A 14,760-nucleotide genomic window follows, 5' to 3' on the forward strand; every position below is an offset into this window, starting at 1 on the left:
TCCCGGCAGGGATTTTGTAAATAAAAGGAGCACACTTTAACGCTTTTGGTGATAAGTGTGCTCTCTTTTTTCGTACGGAGTTATGTTTATTCCATAATATATGAAGTGAGGTTATTCGCTAACTGCTGCATCGTTTCACTCGCTTGTTGCATACGCTCCATCACTTCGGTAAAAGAGCTTACGAGAGTCGCTTGCTCCTGAGAGGAGGAAACGATTTGCTCAATTTCCTGCTCCATCTGACGAATGGAGTTTTGCACATCCTTGAGAGCTCCTTCGATATCGACCGTCGCTTTTTTGGATTCTACGGATAGCTTACGCACCTCTTGAGCCACGATGCCAAAGCCTGCTCCCGCTTCCCCCACACGTGCGGCTTCAATAGCGGCATTCAGCCCGAGCAGGTTGGTTTGCTCGGAAATTTCCTTGATAAATACAGCAACTTGATTGATTTTGCCTGAGTTTTGCACGGCAATTTGGGTGTTCTTCAAAATCTGCTCACTGGTAGCCTGTAGCTCCTCGGAATGCGCTGCTACATGCTGCACCATGTCAATGAGATGCTCGGTGATGGAAAGGTTCTCAGTGACGATTTGATCCAACTGATTCTTGTTAGTCAAATTATAGGAAGCAGCAAATGCTGCAACGACCTCGCCATTTTCGTCAAACACAGGAATACTGACCATATCAAGAGGATACCCCAGCAGTTCAGCAGGAACGTGGGTCAGGCTGGGCTCGCGCCCATTTTTAAGCATGGAAAAATTTTGGTAGCCCTCGAGCAGCTCTGAGCCAGTTTCAAAGCCGAGCTCCATCCCCTCCGACTCGCTATAAGCCAGAACATGAGTACGGTCTAAGAGGCAAAGGGTTACCTTCTCACGCATAATCCGTTGTATGTAGGGAATGGCTGCTATTAATGCATCTACTGTATTCAAATAGATTACCTACCTTTCTTTACTAGGTATATTTTTTATAGTCACATATATATTTGTCGGTCTACGGAGGGAGAAAAGTTATAAATGTAATGAAGAATTCAACGGGTATGAGAGTTTCAGAAGAAAGGCACACCGCTTCCAGTCAGGAAACGATATGCCTTTTCGTTTTATAATGATGAAAAAGCTTCTTGTATTCGGTTCACTCGCCGCGCTGTTCGAATAATTGTACGATTTCGACAATGACCTTGGTTGCAAGCACCATGTTATCTACAGACACATACTCGAACTTGCCGTGATAGTTCTCCCCACCTGTAAAAATATTCGGTGTAGGCAGTCCCATATAGGACAACTGTGAACCATCTGTACCACCACGAATCGGCTTCATAATCGGATCAATGCCCAGCTTTGTCATCGCTTCATGGGCAACATCCACGATGTGCTTGACGGGCTCGATTTTTTCCTTCATGTTGTAATACTGATCTCTCAGCTCCAGAACGATACGGTTTTCCCCATATGCAGCTTGGAGTTCTTTCACCACGTTCGTTAAGTAAGCCTTCCGGTTTTCAAAGCTTTCACGATCAAAATCACGGATGATATAGTACAGTTTGGCTTGTTCTACCGTACCCTCAAATTCCAGCAAATGATAAAAGCCATCGTATCCGTCCGTGTATTCCGGAGCTTCATTCGCCGGCAGTCGTCCGTTTAGCTCCATGGCAATTTTGACAGCGTTAATCATTTTGTTTTTGGCTGTACCTGGATGGACATTAACGCCATGAATGGTAATATGGGCGGCTGCGGCGTTGAAGCTTTCATATTCCAGTTCTCCGAGCGGTCCGCCATCCACTGTATAGGCATACTGGGCACCAAAAGCAGCTACATCAAACCGTTCCGGTCCTCTTCCAATCTCCTCGTCCGGTGTAAACGCGACGCGAATCTTGCCGTGCGGGATCTCCGGGTGATCCAGCAGATAATGTATGGCTGTCATAATTTCTGCGATCCCGGCTTTGTTATCTGCACCAAGCAATGTAGTACCGTCCGTCGTGATCAGGGTATGACCTTTATATTGGGACAGTTCGGGGAACTCGCGCGGAGAAAGGTTCACACCCAGCGATGCATTCAGCGTAATATCGCCCCCATCATAATTTTCCGTCAGTTGGGGTTTTACCCCTGCGCCGGTCATTTCGGTAGCGGTATCGAGATGGGCCAAAAAGCCGATAACGGGAACTTCTTTATCCGTATTGGAAGGAAGGGTTGCCATGACATAACCGTTGTCGTCCATCGTTACATCTGTCATACCAATGGCTTTCAGTTCGTTGACCAGCAGTTTGCCCAGTGTGAGCTGTCCGGGTGTGGTCGGGCAAGTGTTGCTGCTTTCATCGGATTGGGTATCCACCTGAACATAAGTGGTCAGGCGTTCAATCAGTTCCTGTTTCATTCGTATATCCTCCTTGTGGTCATTTCTGATATGCTACATATTTTATCATGATTGGACTTGTTATATGAAAAATTTGGCTGTACCTTCTAAAACGACAGCTTGTGTTGCACAGAGACGACGAGTAAGATAACAGTAAAAGAACGTAAAAATGGAGTAAAACCATCAAAGGAGTCTGCAATGCCTACGTTAAAAGATATTGCTCAGGAGGCGGAAGTTTCCATATCGACAGTTTCCCGAGTGTTAAATTATGATGAAACACTGTCCGTTTCGGAGGAAACACGGCGTAAAATTTTCGAGGTTGCCGAGCGTATGAAATATACGACAGCCAAACGTAAAAATGGCGGTATCGGGCGTCAGCCTCGTAAAAAGGCCGAGGGGCCGATTCGGCTCGGTATGGTGCATTGGTTTAGCGCGTATGAAGAACTGGAGGACCCGTATTATTTGTCCATCCGGTTCGGCGTGGAAAAGGAATGCCGCCAAAGCGGAGCGCAATTGGAGCGCATTTTCCGGCGGGAAGACCTGGCCGCACTGAAGACGCTGTCCGAAGGGCTGCACGGGCTGATCGTGCTCGGACACTTTAGCAGCGAGGAAGTGGAGCACATGCTGGAGCTTCCGATCCCTTGTGTTTTTCTGGATCACCCCGTGGAGCGAACGGGTGCGGACTATGTCGTCATTGACCTCGCTCGTGCTGCGGCGGACGCGCTGGATTATTTGATGGACGCGGGCCATCGTCATATCGGTTATGTGGGTATGGGTAAGGATGAGCAGGCCCATGATTTCAACCAGACGGAACTGGATGCGCGTTATGAGACCTTTTTACAGTATAAAGGGCAGCATGCGCTATGCACATCGAGCGACGTTCATGTGTGCGGCGGGACGGCGGCAGACGGCTTTCGTGCGATGGAAGCGGCCATTCTGGCGGGGCCAGAGAACCTGCCTACAGCCTTCTTTGTTGCGAGCGATTCGGTGGCGATTGGTGTATTAAAGGCGCTGGAGCAGCATCAAATCGCTGTCCCTGAACGTATTTCAATCGTCGGCTTCAATGATATTCCGACAGCGGAGTATTTGACACCGTCGCTGACGACGGTCAAGACGTATACCGAATTGATGGGGGAAACGGGCGTTCAGCTCTTGCTGCATACGGTGCGCAACGGTCCGAACGAGGTGGGTCGAAAGGTCACCATTCCGACCGAGCTGATGATTCGTAACAGCAGTGCGTCGCCGTTTACGGCTTCGATATAGAAATGTGCTCCATTGTGTGTTTAATGACCTTTACAGCTCCGGATGCCGGGGCTGTTTTTTTTGTATGGGCAAAAGAAAAAAAACGGAATTGACAAATGTTTTGTAAATGCTTACATTAAAAATATATTTATTTTACTAAGTTTTACTCGTTATTTTTACTTAAATATTTTACTATGGTAAAAAAATGAAAAATAAAAGGTTGAGGTGACTGTCCATGCGTACCATTTTGCCGTTGAATGACCAGTGGTTTTACCGTCCCGAGTATGTTGAGGGCGAAATAAGCGCAGGAATTGATGCGAGTCGGTATGAGCCTATTCTGCTGCCACACACCAATGTAGAGCTGCCGTATAACTATTTTGACGACAAGGCGTTCCAGTTTATTTCCACGTATAAAAGGGAGCTGAACATTCCGGCAGATACCAAGGGGAAACGGGTGTATGTCGATTTTGAAGGGGTCATGACTTACGCGCAGGTATATCTGAACGGGGTAAAAGCGGGGGAGCATAAGGGAGGCTACACACCGTTCAGTATTGAATTGACCGGACTTGCCGAATACGGAGGCTCCAATGTACTGACGGTCATCGTCGATTCCACGGAGCGGGACGACATTCCTCCTTTTGGGGCAGTCATTGACTATCTGACCTATGGCGGTATTTACCGTGAGGTGCAACTGCGAGTTGTCGAGCCTGTGCATCTCGGCACGGTATTCGTCCAGACACCGGAGCCACTTGCGGCAAGCAAGGCGGTACGCGTGGTCGCGGAGCTGGAGGGGATTGGCGATCAGGAGGACGACTTAACGGTCGCCCTGCGATTGCTGGACGGAGCGAGCGTGAAGGCCGAAATCCGGCCGACAGAAGTGAAGTCAGCGGAAGTCACACTGGAACTGAAAGAGCTAAATGGCCTACAACTTTGGGATATAGATGATCCCAAGCTGTATGAAGCAGAGCTGACACTGCTGCGGAATGGTGAAGAGCTGGATCGGCTGAATGTGCGCTTCGGCTTCCGCGAAGCCGAATTTCAGCCGGACGGGTTTTACCTGAACGGGCGGAAGCTCAAACTGCTGGGCTTGAATCGTCATCAGTCCTACCCGTACGTCGGGTATGCGATGCCCAAAAGAGCGCAGCGCCGTGATGCGGATGTACTCAAAGAGGAATTGGGCCTGAATATGGTCCGGACATCACATTACCCGCAGTCCCGCCATTTTCTGGACCGTTGCGATGAGATCGGATTGCTCGTTTTTGAGGAAATTCCGGGCTGGCAGCATATTGGTGGCGAAGCGTGGAAGGAGCAGGTGGTCAGGGATGTGGAGGACATGATTATCCGTGATCGTAATCATCCGTCTATTGTGATCTGGGGCGTGCGGATTAATGAATCGCAGGATGATCATGAGCTGTACGCACGTACCAATGAGCTTGCACGCAAGCTTGATCCGACTCGTGCGACTGGTGGGGTGCGCTATATTGTAGGCAGCGAACTGCTGGAAGATGTGTATACGATGAATGATTTCGTTCATGACGGTGGGCATCAAAAATATTTGGTGAAGGAAATCCGCAATTTCGATACGTATGACGATACAGAAGGTGTAGATGGCGAAACGACAGGTCTGCGCGAGCCGTCCATCGTCACCAAGCTGGATCATCCGGTCCCTTATCTGGTGACGGAATATAACGGGCATATGTACCCGACCAAGCGCTTTGATCAGGAGGAACGGGTGATGGAGCATGCACTGCGCCATACGCGGGTGCAGAATGCTTCCTATGCCGACGAAGGCATTGCTGGTGCGATTGGCTGGTGCGCTTTTGATTATAATACACACGCGGATTTTGGCTCTGGCGATAAAATCTGCTACCACGGTGTCATGGATATGTTCCGCTTGCCCAAATTCGCAGCGAACGTGTATCGCAGTCAGAAGCGGGTCGAGCAGGAAATCATTTTGGAGCCAGTCACTTACTGGTCACGTGGCGAACGGAACATCGGGGGCGTTGTGCCGCTGGTTGTGTTCACCAATTGTGATGAGGTGGAATTCATTTATGGTGACGAGCGTAAGGGCGTCTATCGTCCGAACCAGGAAAAGTATCCGGCGCTCCCGCATCCTCCCGTCGTTATCGACGAATTGACAGGTCACTGGGGCATGAAGTGGGAAGATGCCGTGTTCATCGGGTACGTGGACGGTCAAGAGGTCATTCGCAGACGCTATTCCCGTAATCCTGTACCCACGGAGCTGCGTGTAGCTGCGGATGATACAGTGCTGGAGGCGGGCGATTGGGACGTGACGAGAGTTGTGGTGGATGCTCTGGACGAATACGGGAATGTCCTGCCTTTCTATGCTGATCCGGTTTCGGTGGAGGTCGAGGGAGCGGGTGATTTGATCGGTCCTTCAACCTTATCCCTGATTGGTGGACGCATTGCGTTCTGGGTTCGTACAAAGGGAGAGGCGGGTAATATCCGTGTGAAGGTTTCCGCGCCATCCCGTTTTGACCCGCGGGAAGTAAGTATTCTCGTGCAGTAGAATTAAAATAGAACATTTAACGTTATATGGTGTAGGTTATTTCTTCGTTTATTTAAGAAGGGGATGTCCGATCAGATTCTACAAAGGATCTGAGAAGGCAACCCTTTTTTGGCTTGTGATAGGGACTTTAATCTATGAATCTGTAAACTTTGTGTCTTCCTACTGAGTCAATTGACGTTGCGTTCATAGATTGGAAGCATAGAATACTTTATCAAGCACAAGGGAGGTGAATCCTATGGCGATTCTGTTACCTCAGCAATTCTATTCTCTCGCTGCCAATATTGGTAAATCCTACTTTGAAAACTTGAACGGTGGCGCGAATGCTACAATTACCGTTAATAATAACGGTCCGGCTCCGATCGATCTTGTCGTCACTCGTGTCAACGCACCTGTGATCACTTATGTTATCCCTCCAACTAACAGTCTCACGTTGGCTGTTGCTTTACTGCTGGTAGCCGCTCTGCAGACTACCGCAGCTGGAGCAGCTACGGGTACGATCCAGATTGCGACAGCTGATTTTTAAGCTGTAACGACCTGATCCTCTAACTCTAGTTTGCCGCAAGGTGAGCTAGAGTTTTTTGCTTTGAAAATTTTCTGAAACTTTTTTCAGGTTGTACCGATATATACATATACAGCACAAAGAATCGACAGGCCAAACTTAGAAATTAACACATTTGAAAAGGAGCATTCTGAATGAGCTTAAGCAATCCGGTTTTACGTGATGACATTTTTTTGCGAGAAGATGAAAGAGAAGTTAGCGAACAACGCATGACCATTGGAGGAACGGTAAATAAAACGTTGCTTCTACTTGTTTTGCTTATCGTTTCTGGCAGTATAACCTGGTATATGAATGACCAGGGTATCATAGAGGTTCTATCCTTGATGACTGCAGGTTTGTTCGGTATGGCTGGTATGGCCCTTGCGATATTCTTTTTTCCAAAAACAGCTCCACTTCTTTCGCCAATCTATGCGATTTTCAGTGGCTTTGCTTTGGGCGGTATTTCAGCTTATATGGAGTATGAATACCCCGGCATTGTGGCCAATGCCATTTTGCTGACCGTAGGTATCTTGTTACTGATGCTCTTTATGTACACACAGCGAATCATCAAGGTGACACGGGGCTTTATCTCATTCGTTGTTTTGTGTACGCTGGCTATTGCTCTGGTCACACTGGTGGACTTTATCTTGAATTTTTTCGGTATGAATGTTCCGTATATCCATGAGACAGGCTGGCTTGGCATCGGCATCAGTTTATTTGTTGTGATCATTGCGGCTTTGAATCTGCTGGTGGATTTTAATTTTATTGAGGAGCAGACCGAGCAAGGGGCACCCAAATACATGGAATGGTACGGCGCTTTTGGATTGCTCTTGACCCTGGTATGGCTGTATGTGCGGATTTTGGAGCTGTTGTCCAAGTTCAGTAAGGAGGACTAAGTGTCTGCGATTCATGAATAGTTTCACTTTAATGTGCAGATAGGTGCAGGATAAGGAGAAGAGGACGGCTGAATGTCGTCCTTTTTTGTATTAAAGAGACGGTTTAAAAACTGCATTTTACGTTAAATACATAGAAGTTAGGTAAAACATAAACATAACGATAAACAGGAAAGGAGTGGGGTCTTCTATGTATCAAGTAGTGCTGGTGAGGCATGGAGAAAGCGTGTATAACCGTCAAAACCTGTTCACAGGCTGGACGGATGTGGACCTGACCGAGCAGGGAACCCATGAAGCCATAGAGGCAGGGCGTATTCTCAAGGAGAACGGGTATACGTTTGATCTGGCGTTCGCTTCGGTGCTGAAACGATCCATTCGTACGCTGTATCACATTTTGGACGAGCTGGATCATTTGTGGATACCCGTACAGAAGTCGTGGAAGCTGAACGAACGCCATTATGGTGCTCTTCAGGGGCTTAGCAAGCTGGATTCCGCCGTCCAATACGGTGAGGAACAGGTTCATATCTGGCGGCGTAGCCTGACGGTGCGGCCTCCTATGTTGGATGAACAGGATGAACGCAGTCCTCGCAGGGAGGAACGATACCGCAACATTAAGCCGGAAGAGCTGCCGCTCGGAGAAAGTTTGGAAGATACGGTGCATCGGGTCGGTGAGTTTTGGAGGCAGCGGATTGTGCCCTTGGTTCAAAAAAAGGAACGGGTCATTATTTCCGCGCATGGCAACACCCTGCGGGCACTGATCAAGTACATGGAGAATCTGGACGAAACCGCACTGCTGGATTTGAATATTCCGACAGGCATTCCGCTGGTATATGAGCTGGACGAGCATATAGATCCCATTCGGCGCTTCTATCTCGGTGATCCGAGTCATGTGGAGGCGAAAAAACAGGCTGTGGCTAACCAAAGCAAGGTGACGGAGTGATTTTCGATAAAAAGAGGACAGGGCGCTTCCTCGCATCCTGTCCTCTTTGTGCTGGGTATAAGTTAATAAGTAATATATTAAGCGTCCACGTCGTCATCTGCTTCCTCCGGGCTGTCATCCTCGGCAGGAAGCGCCCATACGGATACACTGCCGGCACGAACCGGGAATATACCGTAGCCATCCTTTTCAATTTGTACGATATGATCGTGGCGGCCCGTCAGATCGGTCCATTGCTCTCCTGCACGGTGTTCTCCCACGAACATACGCTTCTCTCCGTTGTCGGCGTTGGTGACCACCACGGCGCAGCCGGAGCCTTCCAATTCTGGCACGCCCTGACGAACCCATCCAATCGTATGGGGATCATCAAAATAATCCTTTTGCTCACCATAGGCTTTATGATAGCGGGCATACAGGAGCGGATCCAGCTCGGCCTGTTTGCCTTTCACGGGCGTTTGCCCTTGAATGCCGTAGTAATCGCCGTAGAATACACAGGGGTAACCGTCCTTGCGCAGTAGGATGAGCGCGTAGGCGCTGGGCTTAAACCAGTCCTCTACCCACGATTCCAGGGCTTCGTGCGGCTGGGAATCATGATTATCGACAAAAGTGACGGAGTTCAGGGGATGAGTCTGGACTAGCGTATCCTCGAAAAGGGTGCTTAAATCGAAATCCTTTCCACCCAAGGAAGCGCTATGTAGTTTGTAGTGGAGGGATACGTCAAACAGGTCGATTTTATAATCAATGGTATCCAGAAATTTTTGACATGATTCCAGATCGGGTTTCCAAAACTCACCTACCATATAAAAGTCCTGTCCGCGTTTTTTGATCATTTCCGTAGCGAACTCCCGTACAAATTCATGATTGATATGCTTGATCGCATCCAGACGAAATCCGTTGCATTGCAGGGTATCCACCAGCCATTTGCCCCAGTGGATCATTTCCTTGCGCACTTCCTGATGATTATAGTCAATATTGGCGAACATCAAATAATCATAATTGCCGAATTCATCATCTACATGCTCGCTCCAGCTTTTATTTTTGCCTAAAATACGATAAATTCCTGTTCGGTCCTGACTTGCATCATAATCGGTTCCGTTAAAATGCTCAAAATTCCATTGAAATGTGGAATACTGACTCTGACGGCCGGGGAACGTAAATTTAGTCCAGCCTTCGATATCGAACGGCTCGGAAATGACCTCATTGCGGTTATCCGGGTTGACCTCGACGACCTTGAATACTTCCGTTTCATCCGCGCCAGCTTTATGGTTCATGACCAGATCGACATAGACAGCCACACCGTGGCGAACGCAGGCAGCAATAGCCTCCAGCAGATCTTCCCGGGTTCCGTATTTGGTGCGCACCGCACCTTTTTGATCAAATTCACCCAGATCGTAAAGGTCATAGACGCCGTATCCCGTATCCTGGGGGGATTGGCCCTTAGTGACAGGTGGAATCCATATCGCGTCAATTCCTTTGGCTTTTAGTTCCGGTGCCAGGCGGGCAAGTTTCTTCCAGTGGGAGCCATCAGCCTCGACGTTCCACTCGAAAAACTGCATCATCGTATGGTTCCTTTTCATCATGCGTCCCTCCTTCATATATAACAAGTTACCCACCAAGCAAGGGGGGCTAAACGTCAGGCGGTTAATAAGCTGCCGAACGAAGAACAGGGAACGCTGTATAACGTATGCCAAATGATTAAAATTTGTTATACCTTGAAGGTATATATATTCGATTGGCTAGAAAAGGGGACGTGAAAACGGTAGAATGAATTTAACTTAGCAAAAGTTCGGGTTTCAAGTATTCAGTAAACGTGAGCAACGGGGAAAGGAGGGGCGGACATGACGGAATCGCAGTCAATCAGGAACGAAGCGGGTAAACCGCTGATGAAAAAATGTACGTATTGTCAGGAGCTGAAGCCTTTAACGGAATTTCAGCGCAGGACCGGTCGCCGGTCCGGTCCTTATTCCCGGCGTGGTCCTTGTCGTTCCTGCCGAGGGCTAGCGGCGCAAGAACGTGCGTCTGCGTCCGCTCCTTCCGGCGAGGGAACAAAGCCCCTCACGGCTTCCCTAGCATCGCATGACGCTGGGGATGAGGCAACTGTGCAAGGCATGGAGCCGTCCACACAGCCTGATGTGCAGCCTCAGCTGCCCCGCAGGAAGCCAGTCACGGATAAAGCCCGTGAGCGTCATCGGCAGCGTGTTCGACATTTGCTCAGCAGGCTGAAGCCTGCGGATACCAAGGTTCTGCGGCTCAACCGTAACGGCATGATTCGGTTAAGGGGCAAAACCGATCAGGGGAGACGTTGGCATCAGGAGATTGAATTTGATCTGGCGGTTACCCTGGTTAGAGAGCGCATGGCAGTGGTTGTTAATCCGTACACCATCCGCAGACTCTACAGCAATAAGGAATTCCGTCAATATGTGCTCAAGCGTGATCGCTATACCTGCTTTTTCTGCGGGGGTTATGGTGATACCATTGATCATTTGCTGCCTCGTGCCAAAGGAGGACACACTACGCCCGTCAATTGTGTATGTGCTTGCAACGAATGCAATCAATTCAAGGCAGCCCGCGATTTAGATGAATTCATCGAATCCGGTGTGCCGTTGCCTTCTCCTGATGATTCCGATGCCCCTGAGGACTCCCTATGAAAGCCGGGCACTCCCGCGAATCAGACCGCAAGCGCCCGCGTCGTGGGAGTCCTGCACACCAATGACGAACGTATCCGGATTGGCCTCATATGTTTTGTGGTGATTTTCATGTGATCGCGATATGAGATTCACTCTCTCTATTACCCTTGCATGCTATGATATGACCCTTTTTTTACGGAAAATTGGACAAAAAACGAGCTTATTCTAATTTTTATCTAAAATAACAATAAAAATTTTGTAGAAATTTGTGCAAATTTAAAATTTCTTCGACGATTGTGTTGTAAACAGTGTAATATAGAGGTATAGGGTTCCGTTTCGGCCTGTTGTAGTCACGAAGGAGCGCTTCGTGGGATATTCCGCAGCAGTAACAACAGAATACCGTCTGAGCAATATACAATTGGCGTCTGCGATAAATCAGTCTTGCCCTTTAGGGTATAGGCCGGTTTTAGCTGTGCTTCTTGCATGTTTAAGGGCGTGAATTCAATGAACGTTTTATTGCTAGAGTTTATGGATACAGGTTACGAGAAAGGAATGGACTTCTATTTTCACAGTAAAGGAGGACGTTCACGCATGTCTGAAAACCAACAAGAGGTGGCTGTAACACAAGAAGCTACTAAAGAGTCTCGGGATGTATTGGACCAATTGATGAAACCGGAGGTTCAGCAATCGCTGACCGTACTGGTTGAGAATCTGCCCAAGTTGACTGAGATGGTTACTTTGATGACCGACGCTTATGATGTAGCCCGTAGTTTGGCAACCGACCCTGTATTTATCGGCGATATGAAAAGCTCCATGGGAGAGTTTGTGAAGCCTGTTACAGAGTCGGCTAAAGGCTTGGCTTCTGCTGCCATTGAAGCAGGAGACCGCGTACAAACTACAGACGGCAGTGTAGGTCTGTTTGGCCTGCTCAAAATGCTTAAAGATCCAAATGTACAAAAAACGCTGCGTTTCAGCCAGGCTTTCCTGGATATTCTGAATGAGCGCCAACGCGAGAGCAAATAATTACCTGATCAAGAACGGAGGATGGACATGTCGAAGCAAATTTTGATCTTGGGCGGCGGATACGGCGGCTTGCTGGCCGCTCTGACAGCACGCCAGCATCTGGACGCTAGCCAAGCAACCATTACAGTGGTAAACCGCTTTGCGTCGCACCAAATTATTACGGAGCTGCACCGTTTGGCGGCAGGTACAATTGCCGAGAAAGCTGTTGCGCTTCCTTTGGAGAAACTGCTGCGTAACAAAGAAATTATCCTGAAAGTGGATACCGTTTCGGAAATCAAACCGGACGATAAAAAAGTAACTCTGGCCAGTGGCGCTACGTTGAGCTATGACGCTCTCGTTATTTCCCTGGGCAGCGAAACGGCTTACTTCGGTATTCCGGGGCTGCAAGAACATAGCTTCACGCTGAAATCAGTGGCAGAAGCAAACCGCATTCGCGCACACGTAGAAGCTCGTCTGGATGCTTACAAGCAATCCGGCAACAAAGCGGACGCTACAATCGTTATCGGCGGTGGTGGTCTGACGGGTGTTGAACTGGTGGGCGAATATGCTGACAAGCTGCCTGCGATTTGCCGTGAAAAAGGCATCAACTACGAAGATGTTAGCCTCTACTGTGTAGAAGCTGGACCATCTATTTTGGCAGGCTTCCCTCAAGCACTGGTTGATCGTGCAGTAACAAGCCTTGAAAAACGTGGCGTTCAAATCGTAGCCGGTGTTCCGATTACAGAAATGAAAGCCGACGAAGTTCTGCTCAAAGACGGACGTTCGATCCAAACGAACACCCTGATCTGGACAGGCGGCGTACAAGGCAACGCACTGGTTGGCGCTTCCGGTATCGAAGTGAACCGTGGCCGCGCAACCGTGAACGGTGCACTGCAATCCACTTCCCATGAAGACATCTTCCTCGCTGGCGACAGCGCAGTGGTGTTCCCTGGTGAAGGCGAGCGTCCATACCCTCCAACTGCTCAGTTGGCTTGGCAAATGGGCGAAACCGTGGGTTATAACATTTTTGCTTACTTCAACGGAGCGAAAATGGAAAACTTTAACCCAGTATTCTCCGGTACGCTGGGCAGCTTGGGCAGAACAGACGCGATCGGTACGGTAGGCGCGAATGGCACCCAACTGAAAGGCGCTGTAGCTACTTTGATGAAGGAAGGCAGTAACATCCGTTACCTGTCCCACATCAAAGGACTTTTTGCATTGGCCTATTAATATTCCTTACTTTTTATATGCTTTATTGGAAGAGAGCGCTGTTCTGCGCTCTCTTTTTGTTGCATCTTTTTTTGATATGTAATTCAACCTTCTATATGTCATGATGTGTAAAAAGATATGTTCTTTATTTAGGCACCAATTGTAAATTGTGGTTGAAAATATACATTTGTGGAGGTATGCTAGTTTTGAAAAATAACTAGGAGGTTTGTGTATGTTTAGGAAAAAAAAGTTTTTAGGCATGGGATTGGCAACCATTCTCATGTGCTCTTCACTTTCGGGAAGCCTCGCCTATGCGGAATCGAAAACTAGTACGTACGACGCTTCATTTTTTGAAAATCTCAAACAGCGGGCCATAGTCCATGAGCTTCAAGAACACAAGATCGCTGTTAATCCGAAAGCATCTATTGCTGAACTGCTGAATACAGCGGATAGTACATCACTAAAGAGTAAGAATAATAGTGATCTACAACAAAATCTGGAGAAGCTTAACAAATCGGAATACATATATCTTACGCTCGATGGAGAAGTATACAGCTCAGAAAAAGGTTATGTAGGTATGGCGGATAAGGTTGAATCGAAAGAAGATAGTGTTACGGATGCTACTTATACGGAAACAAACTCTTTGAGTGAATCAAGCAACAATCATGATGTTTCCATATCAAGTAAAAATAATCCCACTCCATCACAAGTGAGTGGAGGGACAACGGGAACTTTCTCAAGGGTTCAATTGGATTATGAAGGTTTTGATGGGGTTAATGCAGGTGTTATTTTGCCAAAGGCTGAAAATCTAGGAGCAGGGGAACAACCGTGGATGTATTACGGTTTTGATGCAAAGAATGGACGGGGAATTGAGGGGGGATTTTCCTATCAAACAGGTAGAGGAGTATGGCAGGGGTATATTAGGAGCAATGGTTTCAAATACTCTTCAGAGACGTGGATAAATAGGGAGGGATTTAACTCGGTTAAATTTTATATTGATAACAGTACCTATAACGCTTATCTGTTAGCCTACTACAATCAAGTCGTTGTTATGCAAACCCCTTTCGACTCTTCAGACTTATCGTCCATGTCAGTTAAGAGAGTGACGGCAATAGCGAAAAATAACTTTGATGGTAGTAATATCTATGGTAGTTCTGTCACTGGAGAGTTTTCAGAATTGGTAGTCTCGAAATTCAATTCGGATTATTATTATCCATGGGATGACTATCGGGATTATTCATTTTGGGATGGAAGTAAGTGGTTCGGGACGATTGATTGGCCAACCGATTATATTACTCATTTTGAAACAAGTGTGTGGATTAGAAATCCGAACCGATAAGAACAGTTACTTAAACAACGGTTTAAACTAAAATATACCGGAATGACATCTGCCATTTTCCTTTGTTGTTAGGTAGGACTACAACAATACAGGATTTGCAGATGTT

Annotated in this window: 12 protein-coding genes; 9 read left to right on the forward strand and 3 right to left on the reverse strand. The window is 47.8% G+C overall.

What is annotated here, in order from left to right:
• Positions 1–86 precede the first annotated feature (86 nt).
• Together ASL14_RS13740 and pepT are read right to left on the reverse strand one after the other, a co-directional pair.
• Positions 87–923, reverse strand: a complete 837-nt coding sequence (locus ASL14_RS13740; RefSeq protein ID WP_134911993.1) for a methyl-accepting chemotaxis protein — start codon at positions 921–923, stop codon at positions 87–89.
• Between the two features lie 199 nt (positions 924–1,122).
• Positions 1,123–2,358, reverse strand: a complete 1,236-nt coding sequence (gene pepT / locus ASL14_RS13745) for a peptidase T (protein WP_134911994.1) — start codon at positions 2,356–2,358, stop codon at positions 1,123–1,125.
• A gap of 177 nt (positions 2,359–2,535) precedes the next feature.
• Between pepT and ASL14_RS13750 the strand changes: the two genes are divergently transcribed.
• The 5 genes from ASL14_RS13750 (at position 2,536) to gpmA (ending at position 8,480) form a co-directional block, all read left to right on the forward strand.
• Positions 2,536–3,600: a LacI family DNA-binding transcriptional regulator gene (locus ASL14_RS13750; protein WP_134911995.1), complete on the forward strand. Its 1,065-nt coding sequence runs from the start codon at positions 2,536–2,538 to the stop codon at positions 3,598–3,600.
• A 214-nt stretch (positions 3,601–3,814) separates the two neighbouring features.
• Entirely contained in the window at positions 3,815–6,109 is a 2,295-nt protein-coding gene (locus ASL14_RS13755) for a glycoside hydrolase family 2 protein (protein WP_134911996.1), read from the forward strand.
• A 235-nt stretch (positions 6,110–6,344) separates the two neighbouring features.
• Complete coding sequence (locus ASL14_RS13760) at positions 6,345–6,632, forward strand: hypothetical protein (RefSeq protein ID WP_134911997.1); 288 nt, start codon at positions 6,345–6,347, stop codon at positions 6,630–6,632.
• Positions 6,633–6,802: 170 nt separating this feature from the next.
• A complete protein-coding gene (locus ASL14_RS13765; RefSeq protein WP_134911998.1) occupies positions 6,803–7,543 on the forward strand; it encodes a Bax inhibitor-1/YccA family protein in 741 nt (246 codons plus the stop codon).
• 187 nt (positions 7,544–7,730) lie between these two features.
• Positions 7,731–8,480 (forward strand): 2,3-diphosphoglycerate-dependent phosphoglycerate mutase, encoded by a 750-nt coding sequence (gene gpmA, locus ASL14_RS13770; protein WP_134911999.1) that lies wholly within the window; start codon positions 7,731–7,733, stop codon positions 8,478–8,480.
• Between the two features lie 77 nt (positions 8,481–8,557).
• Here the strand turns inward: gpmA and ASL14_RS13775 are convergent, their stop codons facing one another.
• The gene (locus ASL14_RS13775) at positions 8,558–10,054 is read right to left on the reverse strand and encodes an alpha-amylase (protein WP_134914545.1); all 1,497 of its coding nucleotides are present in this window, start codon (positions 10,052–10,054) and stop codon (positions 8,558–8,560) included.
• A gap of 261 nt (positions 10,055–10,315) precedes the next feature.
• Between ASL14_RS13775 and ASL14_RS13780 the strand changes: the two genes are divergently transcribed.
• The 4 genes from ASL14_RS13780 (at position 10,316) to ASL14_RS13800 (ending at position 14,654) form a co-directional block, all read left to right on the forward strand.
• On the forward strand, positions 10,316–11,125 hold the full coding sequence (locus ASL14_RS13780) for an HNH endonuclease (RefSeq protein ID WP_134912000.1): 810 nt from the start codon (positions 10,316–10,318) through the stop codon (positions 11,123–11,125).
• Between the two features lie 570 nt (positions 11,126–11,695).
• Positions 11,696–12,127, forward strand: a complete 432-nt coding sequence (locus tag ASL14_RS13790; RefSeq protein ID WP_044644287.1) for a DUF1641 domain-containing protein — start codon at positions 11,696–11,698, stop codon at positions 12,125–12,127.
• 27 nt (positions 12,128–12,154) lie between these two features.
• Complete coding sequence (locus ASL14_RS13795) at positions 12,155–13,336, forward strand: NAD(P)/FAD-dependent oxidoreductase (RefSeq protein WP_134912001.1); 1,182 nt, start codon at positions 12,155–12,157, stop codon at positions 13,334–13,336.
• A gap of 211 nt (positions 13,337–13,547) precedes the next feature.
• Positions 13,548–14,654, forward strand: coding sequence for a hypothetical protein (locus ASL14_RS13800; protein ID WP_134912002.1), 1,107 nt, complete (start codon positions 13,548–13,550; stop codon positions 14,652–14,654).
• The last annotated feature ends 106 nt before the right edge of the window (positions 14,655–14,760 follow it).

It is taken from the genome of Paenibacillus sp. IHB B 3084 (assembly GCF_001447315.1).
Lineage (GTDB): Bacteria > Bacillota > Bacilli > Paenibacillales > Paenibacillaceae > Paenibacillus.

Bases quoted from the DNA above. Each gene is read 5' to 3' on its own strand.
- ASL14_RS13775 (WP_134914545.1), bottom strand. From the start codon at position 10,054: ATGAAAAGGAACCATACGATGATGCAGTTTTTCGAGTGGAACGTCGAG.
- gpmA (WP_134911999.1), top strand. From the start codon at position 7,731: ATGTATCAAGTAGTGCTGGTGAGGCATGGAGAAAGCGTGTATAACCGT.
- ASL14_RS13795 (WP_134912001.1), top strand. From the start codon at position 12,155: ATGTCGAAGCAAATTTTGATCTTGGGCGGCGGATACGGCGGCTTGCTG.
- ASL14_RS13800 (WP_134912002.1), top strand. From the start codon at position 13,548: ATGTTTAGGAAAAAAAAGTTTTTAGGCATGGGATTGGCAACCATTCTC.
- ASL14_RS13765 (WP_134911998.1), top strand. From the start codon at position 6,803: ATGAGCTTAAGCAATCCGGTTTTACGTGATGACATTTTTTTGCGAGAA.
- ASL14_RS13750 (WP_134911995.1), top strand. From the start codon at position 2,536: ATGCCTACGTTAAAAGATATTGCTCAGGAGGCGGAAGTTTCCATATCG.
- ASL14_RS13790 (WP_044644287.1), top strand. From the start codon at position 11,696: ATGTCTGAAAACCAACAAGAGGTGGCTGTAACACAAGAAGCTACTAAA.
- pepT (WP_134911994.1), bottom strand. From the start codon at position 2,358: ATGAAACAGGAACTGATTGAACGCCTGACCACTTATGTTCAGGTGGAT.
- ASL14_RS13760 (WP_134911997.1), top strand. From the start codon at position 6,345: ATGGCGATTCTGTTACCTCAGCAATTCTATTCTCTCGCTGCCAATATT.
- ASL14_RS13780 (WP_134912000.1), top strand. From the start codon at position 10,316: ATGACGGAATCGCAGTCAATCAGGAACGAAGCGGGTAAACCGCTGATG.
- ASL14_RS13755 (WP_134911996.1), top strand. From the start codon at position 3,815: ATGCGTACCATTTTGCCGTTGAATGACCAGTGGTTTTACCGTCCCGAG.